This is a genomic window from Nocardioides islandensis (assembly GCF_015352455.1).
Taxonomy (GTDB): domain Bacteria; phylum Actinomycetota; class Actinomycetes; order Propionibacteriales; family Nocardioidaceae; genus Nocardioides; species Nocardioides islandensis.
The window spans coordinates 138,744-159,866 of the sequence record NZ_JADKPN010000009.1; the positions used below are offsets into that span (position 1 = coordinate 138,744).

16 protein-coding genes and 1 pseudogene are annotated in these 21,123 nt (G+C 71.5%); 1 reads left to right on the forward strand and 16 read right to left on the reverse strand.

Translation table 11 applies throughout. From position 1 onward, the window contains the following. Nucleotides 1-11: 11 nt before the first annotated feature. The 4 genes from ISU07_RS15195 to ISU07_RS15210 form a co-directional block, all read right to left on the reverse strand. A complete protein-coding gene (locus tag ISU07_RS15195; protein WP_194707665.1) occupies nt 12-2,543 on the reverse strand; it encodes an ABC transporter permease in 2,532 nt (843 codons plus the stop codon). A gap of 2 nt (nt 2,544-2,545) precedes the next feature. Next, nucleotides 2,546-3,331 (reverse strand): ABC transporter ATP-binding protein, encoded by a 786-nt coding sequence (locus ISU07_RS15200; RefSeq protein WP_194707666.1) that lies wholly within the window; start codon nt 3,329-3,331, stop codon nt 2,546-2,548. Between the two features lie 93 nt (nt 3,332-3,424). Continuing rightward, complete coding sequence (locus tag ISU07_RS15205; RefSeq protein ID WP_194707667.1) at nt 3,425-3,718, reverse strand: 2TM domain-containing protein; 294 nt, start codon at nt 3,716-3,718, stop codon at nt 3,425-3,427. Nucleotides 3,719-3,756: 38 nt separating this feature from the next. Further along, complete coding sequence (locus ISU07_RS15210) at nt 3,757-4,137, reverse strand: hypothetical protein (RefSeq protein WP_194707668.1); 381 nt, start codon at nt 4,135-4,137, stop codon at nt 3,757-3,759. Nucleotides 4,138-4,337: 200 nt separating this feature from the next. On the opposite strand from ISU07_RS15210, the gene ISU07_RS15215 reads away from it, so the two are divergent. After that, complete coding sequence (locus ISU07_RS15215) at nt 4,338-5,360, forward strand: class I fructose-bisphosphate aldolase (protein ID WP_194707669.1); 1,023 nt, start codon at nt 4,338-4,340, stop codon at nt 5,358-5,360. A 9-nt stretch (nt 5,361-5,369) separates the two neighbouring features. Here ISU07_RS15215 and narI read toward each other — a convergent pair whose 3' ends face one another. From narI to gap, 12 genes and pseudogenes are all read right to left on the reverse strand, one after another. Then, nucleotides 5,370-6,098: a respiratory nitrate reductase subunit gamma gene (gene narI / locus ISU07_RS15220; RefSeq protein ID WP_194707670.1), complete on the reverse strand. Its 729-nt coding sequence runs from the start codon at nt 6,096-6,098 to the stop codon at nt 5,370-5,372. 2 nt (nt 6,099-6,100) lie between these two features. After that, complete coding sequence (gene narJ, locus ISU07_RS15225; RefSeq protein WP_194707671.1) at nt 6,101-6,802, reverse strand: nitrate reductase molybdenum cofactor assembly chaperone; 702 nt, start codon at nt 6,800-6,802, stop codon at nt 6,101-6,103. Beyond that, on the reverse strand, nt 6,799-8,472 hold the full coding sequence (narH, locus tag ISU07_RS15230) for a nitrate reductase subunit beta (protein ID WP_194707672.1): 1,674 nt from the start codon (nt 8,470-8,472) through the stop codon (nt 6,799-6,801). The genes narJ and narH overlap by 4 nt, the downstream gene beginning before the upstream one ends. A gap of 1 nt (nt 8,473) precedes the next feature. After that, nucleotides 8,474-12,153: pseudogene (locus ISU07_RS15235) on the reverse strand (nitrate reductase subunit alpha). Nucleotides 12,154-12,253: 100 nt separating this feature from the next. After that, the gene (locus tag ISU07_RS15240; RefSeq protein WP_228521973.1) at nt 12,254-13,516 is read right to left on the reverse strand and encodes an MFS transporter; all 1,263 of its coding nucleotides are present in this window, start codon (nt 13,514-13,516) and stop codon (nt 12,254-12,256) included. Nucleotides 13,517-13,626: 110 nt separating this feature from the next. Further along, complete coding sequence (locus ISU07_RS15245) at nt 13,627-14,511, reverse strand: hypothetical protein (RefSeq protein WP_194707673.1); 885 nt, start codon at nt 14,509-14,511, stop codon at nt 13,627-13,629. Then, on the reverse strand, nt 14,508-15,410 hold the full coding sequence (locus ISU07_RS15250) for a universal stress protein (RefSeq protein ID WP_194707674.1): 903 nt from the start codon (nt 15,408-15,410) through the stop codon (nt 14,508-14,510). The genes ISU07_RS15245 and ISU07_RS15250 overlap by 4 nt, the downstream gene beginning before the upstream one ends. A gap of 129 nt (nt 15,411-15,539) precedes the next feature. Beyond that, nucleotides 15,540-17,171 carry an NAD(P)-binding protein gene (locus ISU07_RS15255; protein ID WP_194707675.1) on the reverse strand — a complete coding sequence of 544 codons (1,632 nt, stop codon included), beginning with the start codon at nt 17,169-17,171 and terminating at the stop codon, nt 15,540-15,542. Further along, entirely contained in the window at nt 17,168-18,169 is a 1,002-nt protein-coding gene (locus ISU07_RS15260) for a thiamine pyrophosphate-dependent enzyme (RefSeq protein WP_194707676.1), read from the reverse strand. The genes ISU07_RS15255 and ISU07_RS15260 overlap by 4 nt, the downstream gene beginning before the upstream one ends. After that, the gene (gene porA, locus ISU07_RS15265) at nt 18,166-19,383 is read right to left on the reverse strand and encodes a pyruvate ferredoxin oxidoreductase (protein WP_194707677.1); all 1,218 of its coding nucleotides are present in this window, start codon (nt 19,381-19,383) and stop codon (nt 18,166-18,168) included. The genes ISU07_RS15260 and porA overlap by 4 nt, the downstream gene beginning before the upstream one ends. Then, complete coding sequence (locus tag ISU07_RS15270) at nt 19,376-19,969, reverse strand: 2-oxoacid:acceptor oxidoreductase family protein (RefSeq protein ID WP_194707678.1); 594 nt, start codon at nt 19,967-19,969, stop codon at nt 19,376-19,378. Before ISU07_RS15270 ends, porA begins: the two co-directional genes overlap by 8 nt. Then, nucleotides 19,966-20,985: a type I glyceraldehyde-3-phosphate dehydrogenase gene (gap, locus tag ISU07_RS15275; RefSeq protein ID WP_194707679.1), complete on the reverse strand. Its 1,020-nt coding sequence runs from the start codon at nt 20,983-20,985 to the stop codon at nt 19,966-19,968. The genes ISU07_RS15270 and gap overlap by 4 nt, the downstream gene beginning before the upstream one ends. Between the last annotated feature and the right edge of the window lie 138 nt (nt 20,986-21,123).

The window sequence follows — 21,123 nt, forward strand, 5'->3', positions numbered from 1 at the left end:
GGCTCGGGCGCCTACTCGGAGGCGATGGCACGCAGGACGTCGACCCTGCTGGCCCGCCGGGCGGGACCGATGGCCGCCAGCACACCGACGGCCGCAGCCACGAGCAGGTAGATCGCCAGGGTGACAGTCGGGACCGCGACCGTGGTGAAGCCCTCGTCCACGAGCGCACGGCTGAGCGCGACACCGGACACGGTGCCGAGGGCCACTCCCGTGACGGCGCCGAGCAGGGACATCAGGACGGACTCCCGGCGTACGACGGTCCGCACCTGTCGTCGCGTGCCCCCGACGGCCCGCAGGAGCCCCAGCTCACGGGTGCGCTCGACGACCGAGAGCACCAGTGTGTTCACGATGCCGAGCACGGCGACGACGACCGCGAGGAGCAGGAGGGCCGTCACGATGCCGAGCAGCTGGTTGACCGAGCTCTGGGCCTTCTCGGTGATGTCGTCGGGGCTGTTGACCGTGACGTTGGGGTAGTCGGCGAGGGCGGCCGTGATGTCTTCCTTGCCCTGGGCCGGGTCCACGCCCGGGGCGGAGTTGACCAGGATCGCGGCGTCGAGCTCCGAGGTGACGTTGGCGGCGAAGTCCGGCAGAGCCAGGACGTAGGAGGCGTTGATCAGGGCTCCCCTGCTGAAGGTGGCCGCGACCCTCATGGTCGTCGATCCCGTCTCCGGGAAGGTCACCGTGACGGAGTCACCGACCCCGACCCCGAGGTCCTCGGCCCGCTGCGTGCTCACCAGGACGGCGCCGGGTCCGAAGGTGTCCAGGCTCCCTTCCTCGATGCCGAGGTCGATGACGCGGCCGAGCCCGTCGGCGTTCATCGCCGAGACCAGGCTGTCGTGACCGTTGACCCGGGCGCCGGTCTCGCGCAGCTCGACGACGTCCGCGACGTCGTCGCGATCGCGCAGCAGGTCGGCCACGGCCGGGCTCACGCCGAGGCCCGCACCGGCGGGCTCCAGGATCAGGTCGGACCGGTTGCCACCGCTCACCGCGTCCGCCACCGACTCCCGCAGCGAGGCGGCGCTGACGGCCACGGCGACCACGACGGTGAGGCCGATCGTGAGGGCCAGTGCGGTGGCCGCCGAGCGGCGGGCGCTGCGCTCGACGTTGCGGGCGGCCATCCGCCACCCACCCCCGCGCCGGCCGTGGTCCGCGGCGGCCGCCGTGAGGCGGGCGAGCGTGGGTCCCGCGACCACCAGACCTGCGAACGTGACGAGGGTGGACAGCACGGTCCACCACCGCTGGTCGCCCACGACGATGCAGGCCACCAGGCCCGCACTTCCGGCCGTGAGCAGGACTCCCCCGGCCACCGACCGGCTCCATCCCGCGGCGTACCGCGCCGGCACCGCGTCGCGGAGCGCCTCCATGGGCGCGACCCGGGTCGCGGCCCATGCCGGTGCGATCGCGGCCACCATGGTGACGAGGACGCCGACGAGCAGGGCCGCCACGATCGTGCGCGGCTCGACGGCCGGTGAGGTCGTCGGCATCTCCACGCCGACCAGCTTCAGGAGTGATCGGATGCCCGCCGCCAGACCCACACCGAGGCCCAGACCCAGACCCCCGGAGAACGTCCCGACGAGCAGCGCCTCGAGCAGCACCCCGCGCAGCACCTGCCCGCGCGTGGCACCGACCGCCCGCATGAGCGCGACCTCGCGCCGCCGCTGTGCGACCAGGACGTTGAAGGTGTTCCAGATGACGAAGGAGCCGACCAGCAGCGAGATGCCCGCGAACACGAGGAGCACCTGGGTGAAGATGCCCATGGCGTCGCGCACCGCGGCCGAGCCGTCGGCTGCGACCTGGTCCCCGGTCAGCGCCTCGACGCCGTCAGGGAGGGTCGCCGCGATCCGGTCGCGAAGCTCCTCCGCGCCCACCCCGCGTTGTGCCTGTACGTCGATCTCGTCGACCAGGCCCACCTTGTCGAAGAGCCGCTGGGCGGTCGTCAGGTCGAAGCCGGCCATGGTCGCGCCGAGGAGGCTGTCCGTCTCGCCGAACCCGATGGTGCCGACGAGCGTGAACGTCTGCCTGCCGCTCTGGAAGACCACGTCGATCCGGTCACCCAGCACGAAGCCGGCCTGGTCGGCCGTGCGCGCATCGATCGCGACCTGGTCCGACCGGGTCGGTTCGAGGCCCTGCCGGTAGACGAAGTCCCCCGAGAGGCGGGCGTCGCCGATGCTGGCGCCGAACGTTGGCGCTCCGCCGGGCTGGATGGGCCGGCCCTCCTTGTCCAGGATGAGGGCGAAGCCGGTCACGGAGCCGCGCGCCAGCGCCACACCGGGCACCGCACGCACCTGGTCGACCATCGCCTCGTCGATGGGCCGGACCTGTCCCCCGTTGGTGGTGATGTCGGCCTCGAAGGCGGGCTGCGACTTCACCACGACATCGGTGCCGTTGGTGAGGCCGACGTACAGCTCGTCGAACGCCTTGGCCATGGTGTCGGACAGCACGAAGGTGCCCGACACGAAGGACACCCCCACCGTCACGGCCGCGACGGTGAGGAACAGGCGCAGCTTGCTGACCAGCAGGTTGCGCAGCGAGAGCCTCAGCATGGTCAGTCTCCCAGCCGTCCCATGATCTCCAGGACGCGCTCACGCGTCGGCTCGGTGAGCTCCTCGACGATCCCTCCGTCGACGAGGAAGACCACTCGATCGGCGTACGCCGCCGCTCCGGGGTCGTGGGTGACCATCACGACCGTCTGGCCCAGGTCGTCGACGACCGACCGCAGGAAGCGCAGCAGCTCCACCCCTGCCTTGCGGTCGAGCGCCCCGGTCGGCTCGTCGGCGAAGACGACGTCGGGCCGGGTGATGAGGGCCCGAGCCACGGCGACCCGTTGCTGCTGTCCGCCGGAGAGCTCGGAGGGCCGGTGACGGAGCCGGTCACGGAGGTTCAGCGTGTCGACGACGGTCCCGAACCACTCGTGCTCCGGCGCGTGCCCGGCAAGGTCGACCGGCAGGGTGATGTTCTCCTCGGCGGTCAGGGTGGGGAGCAGGTTGAAGGCCTGGAACACGAAGCCGAGCCGGTCGCGGCGCAGGATCGTCCGCTCCTTGTCGCTCAGCGACGCCAGGTCCGTGCCGCCGATCAGCACCTGCCCGCTCGTCAGGGTGTCCAGTCCCGCGAGGCAGTGCATGAGGGTCGACTTGCCGGACCCCGAAGGGCCCATGATGGCGGTGAACCGACCCGCCGGCAGATCCAAGGTCACGTCGTCGAGCGCGGCGACGGCGGTCTCGCCGGCGCCGTACACCTTGCAGGCGCCTCGAGCGCTGGCCGCGACGGCTCGGACGCGACCCTGCTCCTCGTCGGTGTGGGCGGACCGCTGCCTCAGACCCGGCGTTGTCATGCTTCCAGCGTGGTCGCGCGCCGAGGCCGGTGGCAGAGCCCAAGGGCCCCGGAGGGACGGACCATCGGCACGTTCAGGTGCTGGAGTCAGCAGTCAACGCCGGTGCTCCAGGCGCCGGACCTCTCGTTCGATCCTGCGCTCGGACACCGCGTCGTCGGAGTAGGCGTCCCAGCCGTTCATGACCACGCCGATGCCCCAGAACACGATGACGAACACCGGCCAGAAGAACCCGCCGGAGTTGGTCGTCGCCCAGGTGACCACCAGCGCGGTGTTCACCAGCAGGTAGACCGCGACGTGACGGTGGAAGTCACGCCGCTTCTTGAGCACGGCGATGGCCTCCTCGCGGAGCCCCGTCGACGTCTCGTTCTCGTTCTCGATCTCACTCATCTCGATCACCTCTCGATTCCCTGTGGTCCCGGCGAGAGTCACCGGGCGACCTCGGCCGGGCGGTGCCAGTGCACGGCCCCGGTGTGGTCGACGAGCTTGACCACCCAGACCAGGGCCATCGAGGCCATGAACGCGGCCAGCAGCGCGTCGGCCATGGCGGAGTCCGAGAGCTCGTAGGCAGCCACGCCCAGCCCGAGGCTGAGGACGGCCGAGGCCGTCTCGGCCTTGCCGGCCCGGTCGATGGCGTCTCCGCGCCACAGCACGAGGAACGCGACGGCGCCGAGCACCAGGCCGGTGCCGGCCATGCCGCGCTGGTCCTCGATCGGGGGCATCTCTCCGCGCAGGAGGTAGCCGACGTACGGCACCGCGACCGCGGCGATCAGGAGGCTGGCGAACAGGTCCTTCCGGTGGAGCCTCATGGGACACCTCTCTTCCCGACTCCATCCTGGTGGCGGCGCGCGCCGGCCGGCAGAGGCTCGAGTCGTGGGCGCTGCAGCCGATCGTCCCGCCGGCTCGGGACCTCCGCCCGCGGCGCGGCGCCCCCTCGAGGCGGCAGCATGGCGAGGAGGCGCGACGAGCGCGCCGACGACGTGCCGAAGACCCACGCGAAGGAGTGACGATGACACACCAGTCCATGGACCACACCGCCGCGGCCCTGGTCGCGCCCGGCAAGGGCATCCTGGCCGCCGACGAGAGCACACCCACGATGGCGAAGCGGCTCTCCGCCATCGGCCTGGAGTCGACCGAGCCGAGACGCCGGGAGTACCGCGAGCTGCTGTTCACCACCGTGGGCCTGTCCGAGTACGTCAGCGGCGTCATCCTCTTCGACGAGACGATCCGCCAGCGGACCACCGACGGCCGGCCGTTCGCCGACGTCCTGAGCTCGGCGGGACTGATCCCGGGGATCAAGGTCGACGCCGGGACCAAGCCGCTCGCGGCGTTCCCGGACGAGGTCGTCACCGACGGGCTCGACGGGTTACGGGACCGGTTCGAGGAGTACGCCGAGCTGGGCGCCCGGTTCGCCAAGTGGCGCGCCGTGCTGCGCATCGGCGAGGGCCGCCCGACGCCGACCTGCATCGAGGCCAACGCGCACGCGCTGGCCCGGTACGCCGCGCTGGCCCAGGAGGTCGGACTGACCCCCGTCGTCGAGCCCGAGGTGCTGATGGACGGCTCGCACACCGTCGAGCGGTGCGCCGAGGTCACCACCGAGGTGCTGCGCGCCGTGTACGACCAGCTCGCGCGGCACCGGGTCCGGTTGGAGGCCACCCTGCTCAAGCCCAACATGGTGCTCCCGGGCAGTGACTGCCCCGAGCAGGCCGACGACGAGCGGATCGCCCTGATGACGGTCGAGGTGCTCCGGCGGGCGGTCCCGGCCGCCGTACCCGGCATCGTGTTCCTGTCCGGCGGCCAGTCCGACGAGCAGGCCACCACCCGGCTGGACGCGATCAACCGGCACGTACCTCAGCCGTGGGAGCTCAGCTTCTCCTTCGGCCGCGCGCTCCAGGCGCCCGTGCTGCGCGCCTGGGCGGGCGAGGAGGCCAACCGCTCGGCCGCGCAGGCCGCCCTGCTGCATCGGGCGGGCCTCAACAGCGCGGCGAGGTACGGCAGCTACCGCCCGGAGATGGAGACGGTGCGCGCCTGACCGCGCGACTCAGCCGACGCGGTCCCAGCCGCGCCGCGGCCGGTGGCTGCCGAGCTGCCGGTCGTCGCGGCTGCGGTAGACGATATAGGGGCGGGTGAGGTAGCCCACGGGCGCGCTGAAGACGTGCACGAGCCGGGTGAAGGGCCAGAGCGCGAAGAGCCCGAACGCGACGAGGGCGTGGAGCCGGAAGCCCAGCGGCGCGTCCGCCATCAGGGACGCGTCGGGCCGGAAGGCGAGGAACGAGCGGTACCAGACCGAGACGCCCTCGCGGTAGTTGTACTCCCGGCCGAACGTCATGATCGACCCGGCGACGGTGTTCCACATGCCGAGCACGATCACGGCCGCCAGGAAGGCGTACATCACCTTGTCCATGCGCGTCGTCGCGGAGAAGACCGGGCCGACGGTCCGGCGGCGGTAGACCAGGATCGCCATGCCCACCACCGCCATCAACCCCGCGACGAGGCCGCCCGCCACCGCCGCCACGTGGTAGGTCTCGTGGCTGATGCCCAACGCGTCGGTCCACGACTGCGGGACGAGCAGGCCGACGACGTGACCTCCCACGACGCCCAGCATTCCGAAGTGGAAGAGCGGGGAACCGAGCCGCAGGAGCCGGTCCTCGTACAGCTGGGAGGAGCGGGTGGTCCAGCCGAACTTGTCGTAGCGGTAGCGCCAGAAGTGCCCGACGACGAAGGTCGCGAGGCAGAGGTAGGGAACGATGACCCAGAGGAAGGCGTCCATCGTCAGCGGCCTCCTGGGAACGACGGCATCGGCAGCGGCACGACCGTGGAGGCATCGGGCCGCGCCGGGCCGGGGTCGAACGCCGGTGTGGCGTAGGGGGTGAGTCCGACCTCCTCCTCGGGTGGCCCCTCGGCCGCCAGTCGGCGGACGGCCGCCATCTCGTCCCCTCGCAACGGCGGCAGCGTGGCGGTGACCGACTCGACGGCGCCCGCCCACCGCGATCCGGTCTCGGTGAGCGAGATCCGCAGCAGCTCGAGACCCGCCCGGTGGTCGAGCATCAGCTGCCGGCCACGCACCTGGTCGATCGTGGCGGCGTACTCGAGGACCACGCACAGGTGGTCGGGCAGCTCCTGCTCGGTGACCTCGAACCCGGAGTCCAGGTAGGTCTGCTTGAACCGCAGGAGCGCGGCGCCACGCTTGCGGGTGTCGCCGTGGGCGAAGTAGGTGAGGAACAGGGTGTGCCGGCGCCGGCTGTCGAACGTCTCCACGTAGTCGGCCTCCAGCGTGGCCAGCGGCGTCTCCTCGAGAGTCGCCACGACGGCCCTCAGTGGCGCTCCGACCGGCGGCGGCAGCGCGTACGACGCCTGCCTGACCAGTCCAAGCCGGTCCACGAGCGCCCGGTCCGGGTAGTCCAGCAGGAGAGAGGCGGACTGCCAGGCGAGGCTCAGCTGTGCCGGGGTGAGCCGGCGCGGCCCTCGCCTCATCGGTCCTCCACCTCCTCGGCGGGCGGGCCGGGGGGCCTCGGTGGGAACAGACCACTGGGAGCTCCCTTGCCGTCCCAGTTCAGCAGGTTGACCCGCGAGGCCTTGTCCGACGGCCCAGCCAGGGTGTCGGAGGTCTGCCGGTCCTTGAGCATCTGGAAGTTCTCGACCGCGATGGGTGTCAGGGTGCCCGAGCCCTCGCCGAAGATCTCGGGATTCCCCCCTCCGTACTCCGAGACCGCGCACTCGGTGGCGATCTCCTCCAGCGAGTGCGCCTGCTCGGCGTGCGCCGGCGGGATCACGTAGCGCTCGTCGTACTTCGCGATGGCCAGGAGGCGGTACATGTCGTACATGTCCTCCTCGCTCATGCCGACCGCAGCCGGGATCGAGGCGTCGGGGTCGCGGCCCAGGTTGATGTCGCGCATGTAGGAGCGCATCGCGGCGAGCTTCTTGAGCACCCCGTCGACCGGGACCGTGTCACCGGCCGTGAACAGCTCGGCGAGGTACTCGACCGGGATCCGCAGCGCGTCGATGGCCGCGAAGAGGTTGCCGGTGTCCTCGGCGTCCTCGCCGGTCTCGCGGACCACGTCGATGACCGGTGACAGCGGAGGGATGTACCAGACCATCGGCATCGTGCGGTACTCCGGGTGCAGGGGTAGGGCGACCCGGTAGGTGTTGATCAAGGCGTGGATCGGCGAGCGCTGTGCGGCGTCGATCCAGTCGCGCGGGATGCCGTCCCGCTCGGCGGCGCGAACGACCTCCGGGTCGTGGGGGTCCAGCAGCAGCGATCGCTGGGCCTCGTAGAGGTCGTGCTCGTCGGGGGTCGAGGCGGCCTCGAGCACCCGGTCGGCGTCGTACAGGATCAGGCCGATGTAGCGCAGGCGGCCGACGCAGGTCTCCGCGCAGACCGTCGGCAGGCCGACCTCGACGCGCGGGAAGCAGAAGGTGCACTTCTCGGCCTTGCCGGTCTTGTGGTTGAAGTAGACCTTCTTGTACGGGCAGCCGGACACGCACATCCGCCAGCCCCGGCAGCGGTCCTGGTCGACGAGGACGATGCCGTCCTCGGCCCGCTTGTAGATCGCGCCGCTGGGACAGGACGCGGCGCACGACGGGTTCAGGCAGTGCTCGCAGATCCGCGGGAGGTAGAACATGAAGGTCTGCTCGAACTCGAACCTGACCTTCTCCGCGATCTTGGCCAGCATCGGGTCGTGCTTCTCGGTGGCCGCCGACCCGCCGAGGTTGTCGTCCCAGTTCGAGGACCACTCGATCTTCATGTCCCGCCCCGAGATCAGCGACTTCGGCCGCGCGACCGGCGTGTGCTCCTGGGCCGGGGCGTCGGTCAGCGTGGCGTAGTCGTAGGTCCAGGGCTCGTAGTAGTCCGTGATCGACGGCAGCTTGGGGTTGGAGAAGATCGTCGCCAGCTTGCGCCACCGGCCGCCCGCCTTGAGCGAGAGTCGACCGCGCTTGTTGAGCGTCCAGCCCCCCTTCCACTGCTCCTGGTCCTCGTAGCGACGCGGGTAGCCCTGGCCGGGCCGGGTCTCCACGTTGTTGAACCAGACGTACTCCGTGCCGGTCCGGTTGGTCCACGCCTGCTTGCAGGTCACCGAGCAGGTGTGGCAGCCGATGCACTTGTCGAGGTTCATCACCATCGCCATCTGGGCCATCACGCGCATGTCAGTACTCCACGTCCTGCGAACGGCGACGGATGACGGTGACCTCGTCGCGTTGGTTGCCCGTGGGCCCGAGGTAGTTGAAGGCGAAGGACAGCTGGGCGTAGCCGCCGATCAGGTGGCTGGGCTTGACCAGGATCCGGGTCAGCGAGTTGTGGATGCCGCCGCGCTTGCCGGAGGTCTCGGCGATGGGCACGTCGATGAGCCGGTCCTGGGCGTGGTGCATGTAGACCGTGCCCTCGGGCATCCGGTGGGACACGATGGCGCGAGCGACGACGACGCCGTTGCGGTTGACCGCCTCGACCCAGTCGTTGTCCGCGACGCCGACCTTCGCGGCGTCCTGGTCACTCATCCAGATCGTCTGGCCACCCCGCGACAGCGACAGCATGAACAGGTTGTCCTGGTACTCCGAGTGGATGGACCACTTGTTGTGGGGCGTGAGGTACCGAACGGTCACGCCCAGCTCTCCCACGTCACCGACGTCGGGCTCGGCGAAGAGCGCGCCCATGTTCAGGGGCGGGCGGTAGACGGGCAACCCCTCGCCCAGCTCCGACATCCAGTCGTGGTCGAGGTAGAAGTGCTGCCGGCCGGTCAGGGTGTGCCAGGGCTTGAGCCGCTCGACGTTGATGGTGAACGGCGAGTAGCGGCGACCCCCGGTCTCCGAGCCGGACCACTCCGGCGACGTGATGACCGGCACCGGCGCGGCCTGGGTGTCGGCGAAGGTGATCTGCTTGCCCTCGTGCTCGGCCGCCAGGTCGTGCAGGAGGGTGCCGGTGCGCTTCTCCAGGGTCTTGAAGCCCTGGGTGGCGAGGTGTGACCGTTCGTGGTGCCGGAAAGGGCGAGGATCGCCTCGCAGGCGTGGACGTCGCGCTGCAGCGACGGGCGGCCGTCAGCCGCCCCGCCACGGATCGTGCCGTTCTTGTGCCGCAGGTAGTCGATGGAGGCGGTCACGTCGTAGGTGACGCCCTTCGTCGTCGTACCGAGCGTGTCGAGGAGCGGACCGAGCGCCTGCATCTGTGCGCCGACGGCGGCGTAGTCGCGCTCCACCACGACGAGCTTCGGCATGGTGACGCCCGGGACGGGGTCGCACTCGCCGTGCTTCCAGTCGCGGACCACGCCGTGCGGGTTGGCCATCGCGTCGGGGGTGTCGTGCAGCAGGGGCACCGCCACCACGTCCGTGCGCGTGCCGAGGTGCGTGGCGGCCAGCTCGCTGAACTTCGTCGCGATCGTCTGCCAGGCGTCCCAGTCGGTGCGGGTCTGCCACGGCGGGGCGATGGCGGGGTTGAAGGAGTGGATGAACGGGTGCATGTCGGTGGTGTTGAGGTCGTGCTTCTCGTACCACGTGGCGGCCGGGAGCACGACGTCGGAGAAGATCGTCGTGCTGGTCTGCCGGAAGTCCAGGCTGAGCAGCAGGTCGAGCTTCCCTTCCGGCGCCTCGTCGTGCCACTCGACCTCACGCGGCCGCTGGCTGCCGGACGCCTCGCTCGCGCGCAGCGAGCTGTCGGTGCCGAGCAGGTGCTTGAGGAAGTACTCGTTGCCCTTGCCCGAGGAGCCGAGGAGGTTGGCGCGCCAGATCGCGAGCACGCGCGGGAAGTTCTCGGGTGCGTCCGGATCCTCCGCCGCGAACCGCAGGTCACCGGACCGCAGCTGGTCCACCACGTGGTCGGCCACCGGCCGGCCGGCCTCGGCCGCCTCGTCGGCCAGCCCCAGCGGGTTGCGGTTGAACGTGGGGTACGTCGGCATCCACCCCATCCGGGCGCTCTTGGCGATGACGTCGGCGGTGCTCAAGCCGTCGAACCTGCCGCTGCCGGTCGTCGCCGAGACGGTGTCGGCGGAGAAGGTGTCGTAGCGGAACTGGTCGGTGTGCAGGTACCAGTACGCCGTGTGGATCATCTGCCGAGGAGGACGCCTCCAGTCCAGGCCGAAAGCGAGCTGGGCCCACCCCGTGACCGGGCGGCACTTCTCCTGGCCCACGTAGTGCGCCCAGCCACCGCCGTTGACACCCTGGCACCCGGTGAGCGTCGTGAGCCCCAGGAAGCCGCGGTAGATCGTGTCGGAGTGGAACCAGTGGTTGGTGCCCGCGCCCATCAGGATCATCGAGCGCCCGCGGGACTCCTCGGCGTTCTGCGCGAACTCGCGGGCGATCCGCGCGGCGGCCCCGGCAGGCACACCGGTGATCGACTCCTGCCAGGCAGGGGTGTACGGCGCCGTCGCGTCCTCGTACGACGTCGCGTAGTCACCACCGAGGCCGGTCCGCCCCACGCCGTACTGCGCGAGCATCAGGTCGTAGACCGTGGTGACCAGCCGGTCACCGATCCTGCGCACCGGCACGTCACGGCGCAGCGACCCAGGGGTCCCGTCGACGTCGTCGAACCGCGGGAGCTCCACCGCCACGGTCTCGGCGCCGTCGTCGAGCAGGGTCAGCAACGGGTCCACCTCGCCCAGGTCGAGGTTCCACTTCCCCGCTCCGGCGTCTCCGAACCGATGTCCGAGCGCGCCGTTGGGCACCACGGGCTCACCGGTCCGCGCGTCGACCAGCACCGTCAGGAAGTGGGCGTTCTCCCGGCCCGCGTCGGCCGGCAGGTCGGCGGCGGTGAGGAACTTGCCGGCCCGGTGGGTGACCCCGTCGGAACCGATGTCGAGGGTGACCAGGAAGGGCAGGTCGGTGTAGCGCTTCGTGTAGTCGACGAAGTACGGCGTCGGCCGGTCGACGAAGAACTCCTGGAGGATCACGTGGCCCATCGCCATCGCCAGCGCGCCGTCGGTGCCCGGTCTGATGGCCAGCCACTCGTCGGCGAACTTCACGTTGTCGGCGTAGTCCGGTGAGACCACGACGACCTTCTGCCCGCGGTAGCGCGCCTCGGTCATCCAGTGCGCGTCCGGTGTCCGCGTGACCGGCACGTTGGAGCCCCACATGACCAGGTAGCCGGCGTCCCACCAGTCGCCCGACTCCGGGACGTCGGTCTGGTCGCCGAACATCTGCGGCGAGGCGACCGGCAGGTCGGCGTACCAGTCGTAGAACGACAGCATCGAGCCGCCGATCAACGACGTGAACCGGGCACCCGACGCGTGGGAGACCATCGACATGGCCGGGATGGGTGAGAAGCCCGCGACCCGGTCCGGGCCCCAGGTCGCGATCGTGTGCACGTAGGCCGCCGCCACCAGCTCGGTGGCCTCGTCCCACGTCGCCCGGACCAGGCCGCCCTTGCCCCGGGCGGACTTGTAGGCCCTGGCACGCTGCGGGTTGTCGACGATGTGGGCCCAGGCCCTGACAGGGTCGCCCCCGTGCTGCGACTTGGCCTCGCGGAACATCTGCAGCAGCACGCCACGGACGTACGGGTAGCGGATCCGCGTCGGCGAGTAGGTGTACCAGGAGAAGGCCGCACCGCGCGGGCAGCCGCGAGGCTCGTACTCCGGCCGGTCCGGGCCGGCCGACGGGTAGTCCGTCTGCTGGGTCTCCCAGGTGATGATCCCGTCCTTGACGTAGACCTTCCACGAGCACGACCCGGTGCAGTTGACCCCGTGCGTGGAACGCACCACCTTGTCGTGGCTCCAGCGGTCGCGGTAGAAGTCGTCGGCCTGGCGGCCTCCGGTCTTGGTCAGGGTGCGGAGATCCGCGGAGACCTCACCTCTGGAGAAGAACCTCCTGGTGCGCACGAGGGCTTCGCTGAGCGCACCGTCCAGGCCGACCTCGCGACTGCCGTTCTCACCTTCGGGCTGGGCCACTGTGCTCACAAGCCTTCCTCGCGGTTGGAAACGGCTGCGCCGGACGTTACCCAGACGATCACCCTGGTTGAAGTGCTGCGTCGCCGCGCGTTCGCTCGGTGCTCCGGACGATGGTCAGCGTCAGCGCCAGGGCCAAGGCCGCGGTGACCGACAGCAGCCAGAGGCCGAGCGCGTAGGAGTCGGTGCGTCCGTAGATGTAGCCCATGAGCAGGGGCGGCACGAAGCCGCCGAAGCCGCCGGCTGCGCCCACCAGGCCGGTGACTCCTCCGACGCGGGCCGGGTCGGTCACCCTCGCGATCAGGGCGAAGGTGGCGCCACTGCCGCAGCCCAGGGCCGCGGCCATGGACAAGAAGGCTGCCGCTCCCAGGGTGTCGACGGGGGGGCGGCCGGCCGCGACGGCGGCGTCGAGGGCGGCGTCGAGCACGACGACGCCGTAGCCGGCGGCGAGCACCGGGATCGGGCCCAACCGGTCCGACAGCCAGCCGCCCACCGGCCTCATGACCACGGCGACCACAACGAACCCGGCCATCCGGTTCGCGGCTCCCGTCGGGCTCAGGCCGTACTCGGTCTTCAGGTAGGCGGGGAGGTAGACGGAGAAGGCGACGTACCCGCCGAACGCGACGGCGTACAGGATGCAGGCCTGCCACGTGATCGGCAGACGCGCGTTCGCCACCAGGCGGGTGGCCAGGCTCGTCGTCGGGACGACGCGTCCCGGAGCGTCGCGCAGCATGAGGGACGACACCACCACGTACACGGCGAGCGCCGCCGCGGTGATCAGGAACGGCGCCTTCTCCCCGACGTTGGTGAAGAGCTTGACGGTCGTGAGGGCGCTGATCGCGGTGCCGCCCATGCCGGCTCCGAAGATGCCGACGGCCAGCCCGCGCCGCTCGGGCGGGAACCAGGCGTTGACGAACGGGACGCCCACGGCGAACGCCGTTCCGCCGATCCCCAGGAAGAAGCCCCCGACCAGGATCAGCGCGTAGGAGTCCAGCGCGACGAACGCCAGGAACAGGATGGGCACGATCGTCGCCGCCGAGACGAGCGGGAACATGATGCGACCGCCGAAGCGATCGGTCAGCGCCCCGACGAGGATGCGTCCGAGCGAGCCGACCAGGACGGGAACGGCGACCATCAGGGCGACATCGGACTCGCTGAGGGTCCCCAACGTCCCCTTGTCGCGGAACAGCGGCCCGAGCGGACTGATCAGCGCCCACGCCCAGAAGTTGACCGCGAAGCCGATGGTGGCGAGGGCCAGCATCAGGGCGGGCGAGCGGTTCTCGGTCTCCTGCGATGTCGAGGTCCCGCGGGGGGTCGTGGACATGGGATCCCTTCCAAGGTGTTCGTTCGGCCTACCACAGTCCAGCGGAGCCCCACGGACAGGGACAGGGACCTTCGGCCCTGGTCCGGCGGGACCTCGGATACCTGGCTGCGTCACTCGGGACCAGCACCCACGCGCTCCCCGCGTCCGACCAGACGACCGAGGACGCTCATCGCGACAGCCCAGAACGCCAGCGTGGCCGCCGCGAGCAGGAGCAGCGTCGGCACCGACGCGTGCGGGTCGTTGCGGGCCAGCATCACCGCGGCCATGGCGGCCACCGAGGGAGGGACCAGCGCGAACCAGCCCACCACGCCGTACAGGGCTCGATGACCTGCGCCGGTGTCGCGGAGCAGAGCCACGGCCGCGGCCGCGGTGATCGGGACGACCGCCCCGAGGTCCAGGAGCACGATCGACCAGAAGAACGTGCGGGCGTCTCGGAACTCCGCCGCGATCGGCCCACCGGTCAGGGCTCCGGCGAAGGCCGGGAGGTACCGCAGGACGACGAACGCCGCGAGTCCCGACAGCACGAGTGCGTTCCGGCGTCGCTGTCGGCCGGTGAGCGGCGGCACCGGACCACGCAGGGCTCGCGCCCACGCGCTGAGCGCCAGCCCGCCGGAGAGGGCCACGAGCGCCACGTGGAACAGGACCACCCAGGAGTACTCGCCGTACTCGGGGCCGACGACGTACTGGACGAACATGTAGGCGGTGTAGCCGGTGGGCCCGAGGGCCAGCAGGGGGGCCCGCGCGTCGTGGCGGAGGGCCAACAAGCCTGCGACCGCCGTCCAGGGGACGACCAGCACCGACGTCACCAGCTCAAGGCCGAGCAGCTGGTTCAGCATCGACTCCGAGATGGGGTACTCCACGACGCCGAGGAGCAGCGGGCCCAGCACGGTGTTCAGTGCGAGGAGCCCGGCGAGAGCCACCAGCGACCACCCGAACGCGGACGTCCCCGGGCGCGTGCTCGTACCCGTCCTCGGGAGGGTGACGGCCTGGGTCATGGCGTCCGTGACGACCGGATGGGCACCACCGCCACCGCACCGGGAACGTGCTCGAGCACCGACTCGGAGACCGAGCCGGCCAGCCACCGGCCCAGGAAGCCTCGGTGGTGCGTCCCCACGACCGTGAGGTCGGCCTCGCGACCGAGCTGGGCCAGACCCTGCTCGGGCAGGAGGCCGGGGAGCGTCTCGACGGTGAGCTGCACGTCGGGGTAGTCCTTGCGGAAGCCTTCCAGCGACCCCGCGAGCGCCCGCTCGTGCTCCTCGGTGTCCTCGCTCAGGGTCCCGGACATCGGGGCGCCCACCAGGGCCGACCGCACGTCGTACACGTAGTGGACGACGGTGAGCGGCAGGCCGAGCAGCCTCGCCTCGCGGAAGGCGAAGGCCAGGACGGGCTCCGACTCCTCAGTGGCGTCGGCGGCGACGATCACCCCGCGGTGGAGGAGCCCCGGGTGGTCACCGGGGCGGTGCACGACGACGGGGCATGCGGCGTGGCGCACCACGGCGAGGCCGACCGAGCCGAGGAGGTGGCTGCGCACGGGGCCTCGCCCGCGCGAGCCGAGCACCAGCAGATGGGCGGTCGAGGAGCACTGGATGAGCAGCGCGCTGGGGTCGACGACCTCGAAGAGCTCGTCCACCGGCACGTCCGGCGCGTCCTTCTCGACGACCGCGCGGGCGCGGGCCAGCAGCTGCTCGCCGTGCTCGCGCAGCATGGCGGAGGAGCTGGGCACGGGGTCCATGCCGTACTCCCGCCAGGCGCCGGACACCGGGCCCGAGGCGTTGACGAGGACAAGGCGACGTCCCTCCAGCTGGGCCTGCTGGGCGGCCCAGGGCAGGGCCCAGCCCGTGAAGACCGACTCCGCGACGCCGACCACGACGGCGCCTGTCGACTGGGTGTGCATGTCCTGCTCCCTTCTCGAGGTCTCCCACCAGCCTCGTCGCCCACGGACCTGAGGAGCAGGGCCCAAGGGGTCCTCGCACCGGGACCAATGGCCTGGATCGCTCACGCGGCCGGACCGGGACCGGACGGCTCAGGTCTCCTCGGGGACCATCACGATGGCGCCGGCCGGGCACTCCTGCACGCAGAGGCCGCAGCCCTTGCAGTAGTCGAGGTCGATGACGTACTCGCCCGGCGGCCCGAGCTTGATCACGGCATCGTCGGGGCACATGGCGTAGCAGTTGTCGCAGGAGAAGCAGCTCCCGCACGACAGGCAGCGGCGTGCCTCGTACAGCGCCGTCTCGCGGTCGAGGCCGTGCACGACCTCGTCGAAGGTCGAGCTGCGCCGCGCCAGCTCGAGACGCTCGCGGTGGGCGCGGTCGGCGTCTTGGAAGTACCAGGTGTTCAAGGCCTCGTACGGCGCGAGGTCGACGTCCGCCTCAGGTGCGGGCGGGCGTCCGGCCAGCCAGTCGTCGATGCTCTCCGCGGCTCGGCGACCGTGACCGATCGCGATGGTGACCGACCGCTCTCCCGCCACCACGTCGCCGCCGGCGAAGACACCGGGGCGGGTCGTGGCGAACGCCCGGTCGGTGTCGATCGTACCGTCGGAGACCCGGAGGGCCGAGGCCTCGCCCAGGAACGAGAGGTCGGTGTCCTGGCCGAGCGCCAGCACGACGCTGTCGGCGGCCAGTCTCTCGGTGCGGCCGGTGAGTCGAGGGAAGCCGTCCTCGTCCAGCTCCATCCGCTCGATCACCAGGCCTTCGGGCTCGACCCGCTCGATGGTCGAGAGCCAGTGGAAGACGACCCCCTCCGCCTCGGCGTCCGCGACCTCCTCGGCGTGCGCCGGCATCCGCTCGCGGGTCCGGCGGTAGACGACCACGGCGTCGGAGGCCCCGAGCCGTCGAGCGGTCCGCGCCGCGTCGACGGCCGTGTTGCCCCCGCCGTACACCGCCACGCGCCGGCCGAGCAGCGGGCGTTCGCCCTCCTCCAGCCCGTGGAGCAGCGAGACCGCGTCCAGGATGCGCGCGGCCGAGGCCGCCGGCAGGTACGTGCGGTGCCCGAGCTGCGCGCCGACGGCGAGGAAGGCGGCATCCCAGCCCTCGGCTTCCATCACGGCGTCGAGGTCGGTCACGGGTGTGTCGACCTCCAGCTGGATGCCGAGGGCCAGCAGCCGGCGGATCTCGGCGTCCAGCACCTCACGAGGCAGCCGGTAGCGAGGGATCCCGTAGCGCATCATCCCGCCCGCCACGGGTGCCGACTCGCGGACGGTGACCGCGTGGCCGCGACGGGCGAGGTGGTACGCCGCCGACAGGCCGGCCGGTCCGGAGCCCACGACCAGCACCCGGCGGCCGGTGGGGGCAGCCGTGGCCTCGACCCGCCATCCCTGGGCCAGCGCCTCGTCGCCCAGGAACCGCTCGACGGAGTTGATGCCGACCGCCTCGTCGAGGTGGCCGCGGTTGCAGGCCGTCTCGCACGGGTGGTAGCACACCCGACCGCAGACGGCCGGGAACGGGTTGGTCTCCATGATGCGCCGCCAGGCGGCCTCGTAGCCGGCGCCGCCGCTCTCGGCGTCGTACAGCCAGCTCCGCACGTCCTCCCCGGCCGGACAGGCGTTGCCGCACGGGGCCGTCCGCTGCACGTAGACGGCGCGTTCGGTGCGCCAGGCACCGGTGTGGTCGGCGCGGCTGGAGCCCGGGCCCAGCGTGACGGCGAACGGCAGGTTCATGACTCCTCCTCGGGGTCGAGCCCGTACCGGGCGATGTCGCGGTCGGCCTGGGCCTGGAGCGCGGCCACCACGTCGGGTCGTCCCGGTTCGGTGAACAGGTGGCGGAACCGCGTCTGGAGACGCAGGTACTCCTCGACGGGCACCCGGCGGCGGATCGGCGTCACCTGCGTGACGGTGCCGTGCTCGGCCTCGAAGACGGGGAAGAGCCCGCTCTGGGTCGCCAGCCGGGCCACCCGCACGGTGTCACTGGCGTCCGAGCCCCAGCCGAGCGGGCAGGGCACGAGCACGTGGAGGTACCGGGCTCCGCGACGCGACATGGCGGAGGTGACCTTGGCCTCGAGGTCGTGCAGGTCCGCGATCGTGGCCGTGGCGACGTACGGGATCTCGTGCGCCATGGCGATGCGCGGCAGGTTCTTGCCGGTCCCGAACGCGTTGCCGATGCCCGATCCGACGGGCCGGGTGTTGGCGGTGCTGGCCCCGGCCGGCGTGGCCCCGGACCGCTGCACGCCGGTGTTCATGTAGCCCTGGTTGTCGTAGCAGACGAAGAGCACGTCGTCGTTGCGCTCGAACATGCCCGACAGGCAGCCGAGGCCGATGTCGACGGTGCCGCCGTCACCGGCCTGCGCCAGCACGCGTACGTCGTCGCGGCCGGTGGCCCGCATGGCGGCCGCCACCCCGGAGGCCACGGCCGCGGCGTTGCCGAACAGGGAGTGCAGCCAGGGGACCTGCCACGCGGACTCGGGGAAGGGCGTGGAGAAGACCTCGAGGCAGCCGGTCGCGTTCACGGTGACCAGACGGCCACCGGTGGCCCGCATGGCCGCGTCCATCACCACCCGGGCGGCCAGGGCCTCCCCGCAGCCCCGGCACGCCCGGTGCCCGGAGGTGATGGAGCTCGCCCGGTCCGCCGACGACTGCACCGTCCGCTCGCTGGGGTCGAGCAGCCGGTTGCCGGCCGCGAAGGTGCCGACCTGGTAGAGCCTGAGCGGCGTGGTGGTCATGACCCTCCCCCGTTCGCGGGGACGGTGTCGGCCAGCTCCCGGGCCAGCTCGGCGGCGGCACGGTCGTGGTCGAGGTCGAAGAACGTGAGGGAGTCGCTGCCGACCCGTCCGGTGACGACGTCGAGCACCAGACGTCGGAGCACGTCGCGCGTGACCGGGCGGCCTCCGAGCCCGAGCACGACGTCGTGGACCGCTGTCCCGCGCGGAGCCGAGAGCCGCACGTCCTGGCCGAGGATGCTGCCCGACCCGACGGCGACGGCCCGGTTCACGACGACCACGTCCGTCACGCCGCGAAGAGCGTCGCGGACCTCGTCGAACGGCCACGGGCGGTAGCAGCAGATGCCCAGAGCGCCGACCGCGAGCCCCTCGTCACGCAGCTCGTCGACCACGTCGGCGAGCGAGCCGAGCACCGAGCCGAGGGCGACCACGACCAGCTCGGCGCCGTCGGTCCGGTAGGGCTGCAGGAGGCCACCGGACGTCCGGCCGAAGGCCGACTCGAACTCCTGGGCCACCGCGCTGACCTCGTCGAGAGCGCGTAGCTGCCGGTGTGCCATCAGGTACTTCACCTCGGTGAAGGCCTCCGGCCCCACCATCGCACCGATCGTGACCGGGTGGTCGGGGTCGAGCGACTGCCGCGGGTGGAAGTCCGGGAGGAAGGCGTCGACCTGCTCCTGCTCGGGCACGTCGACCTCTTCCACCGCGTGGGTCAGCACGAACCCGTCCATGCACACCATCACCGGCAGGGAGGTCCGCTCGGACAGGGCGAACGCCTGCACGTGCAGGTCCACGGCCTCCTGGTTCGAGGACGCGAAGAGCATCAACCACCCCGCGTCGCGCTGGGAGAGTGCGTCGGAGTGGTCGTTCCAGATGTTGATCGGCGCGCCGAGCGCCCGGTTGGCCACCGTCATCACCATCGGCAGGCCCAGGCCGGACGCGTTGGGCAGCGCCTCGGCCATGAAGAGCAGGCCCTGGCTCGCCGTGGCCGTGTAGGTCCGGGCCCCGGCGGCGGAGGCACCGATGCACGCCGAGAGCGCGCCGAACTCGGACTCGACGGTCAGGTACTCGCACGGGGCCAGCCCGCCCGAGGCGACCAGCTCGGAGAGAGCCTCCACGATGTGGGTCTGCGGCGAGATGGGGTACGCCGCGACGACGCGAGGCCGGCACCGGGCCACCGTGTCGGCGACCGCGAGCGAGCCCTCGAGCTGCCTACGCATGGGTCCCACTCCCCCGCGTCTGCGTCGCGACGAGGTCGTAGGCCAGCTCGGCCAGCCGCACGTTGGCGTCGGCGACGTGCTCCCCGAGGCCGGCGAACCGTCGGCGGATCGAGCCCGCCACGGCCTCCGGCTCCAGCAGCCCGGTGATCCCCACGACGGCCCCGATGAGCGCCGTGTTCGGGAGCGGCCGCCCCAGGAGCTCTCGGGACAAGTCGTTCGCCGGGACGGTCACCCAGTGCTGGGCGGGCCCCATGACCAGGCCGCCGCGCGCCAGGTCGGCCAGGTCGCGACGGGTGTTGACGAGCACCGTGCCGTCGTCGGGCAGCCCGGCGAGGACGGCGGGGTCGCGCAGCAGCGTCAGGTCCTGCACCATGACGAGGTCGGGGTGGCTGACAGGGTCGTGCGAGCGGATCGGCCGGTCCGAGATGCGGCAGCTGGCCGTCACCGGGGCGCCGGTGCGCTCCGACCCGAAGCTCGGCAACGCCTGTGCGTGGAGGCCCTGGTCGAACGCGGCCACCGACAGCAGCTCCGCCGCCGTGACGACGCCTTGGCCGCCACGGCCGTGGATGCGCACGTCCAGCTTCATGGCCCGGAGGGAGTCGCCGCGTGCGAGCCCACCAGGCGGGTCAGCTCGAGCAGCCGCGCGGTGTACCCCCACTCGTTGTCGTACCAGCCGAAGACCTTCACGAAGCTGCCCGCGGTCTGCGTCAGCGAGGAGTCGAACACGCACGAGGCCGAGTCACCGATCACGTCGACCGAGACGAACGGCTCGTCCTCGTAGCGCAGCCGGTCGCGCAGCTCGGGAGTGGCCGCCGCAGCCTCGAAGGCCGCGTTGACCTCGGCGACCGTCACCTCGCGGTCGAGCAGCACCGCCAGGTCGACGAGCGAGCCGTCGACGACCGGCACCCGCAGGGCGACACCGTCGAGGCGACCTGCCAGCTCCGGGAGGACCTCGCCGACCGCCTTCGCCGCGCCTGTGGTCGTCGGGACGATGTTCACCGCCGCCGACCGGGCCCGCCGGGCGTCCTTGTGGGGCGCGTCGAGCAGGTTCTGGTCCCCGGTGTAGGCGTGGACGGTGCTCATGAAGCCGTGCTGCACGCCGAAGGCGTCGTGGAGCACCTTGACCATCGGCGCGACACAGTTGGTCGTGCACGAGGCGTTGGAGACGACGTCGTGGTGGGCGGGCTGGTAGTCGTGGTCGTTGACGCCCATCACGAAGGTGGCGTCCACGTCCTTGCCGGGCGCCGAGATGACGACCTTGCGGGCGCCGGCCTCGAGGTGGCCGCCCGCGGTGTCGCCCGTGCGGAACTTGCCCGTGCACTCGACGGCGACGTCGACGGCGAGCTCGCCCCACGGCAGCTCCGCCGGGCTCGAGACCCGGAAGACGGGGATCTTGTGGCCGCCGATGACCAGCGCGTCGTCGCCGATCTCGATCTCGCCCGGGAAGGGCCCGAACGTGCTGTCGCGGCGGAGCAACGTCCGCAGCATCCGGATGTCCGCCACGTCGTTGACGCCGACGACCTGGATGTCGTCGCTGAGCACTGCCTGGCGCAGCAGCGTCCGGCCGACCCGTCCGAGCCCGTTGATGCCGATCCTGATCATCGTGGAGCCTCCTCTTCCTGCGGGCGCCATCGGTGACGCACGCTCCATCTCCACCCTGGGTGCGCGAACGAGGGTCCGGCAGGGCGGGAGGACCCACGTGGGCATGGACCAAGGTCCCGTCGGGCGGTTCGGGACCTT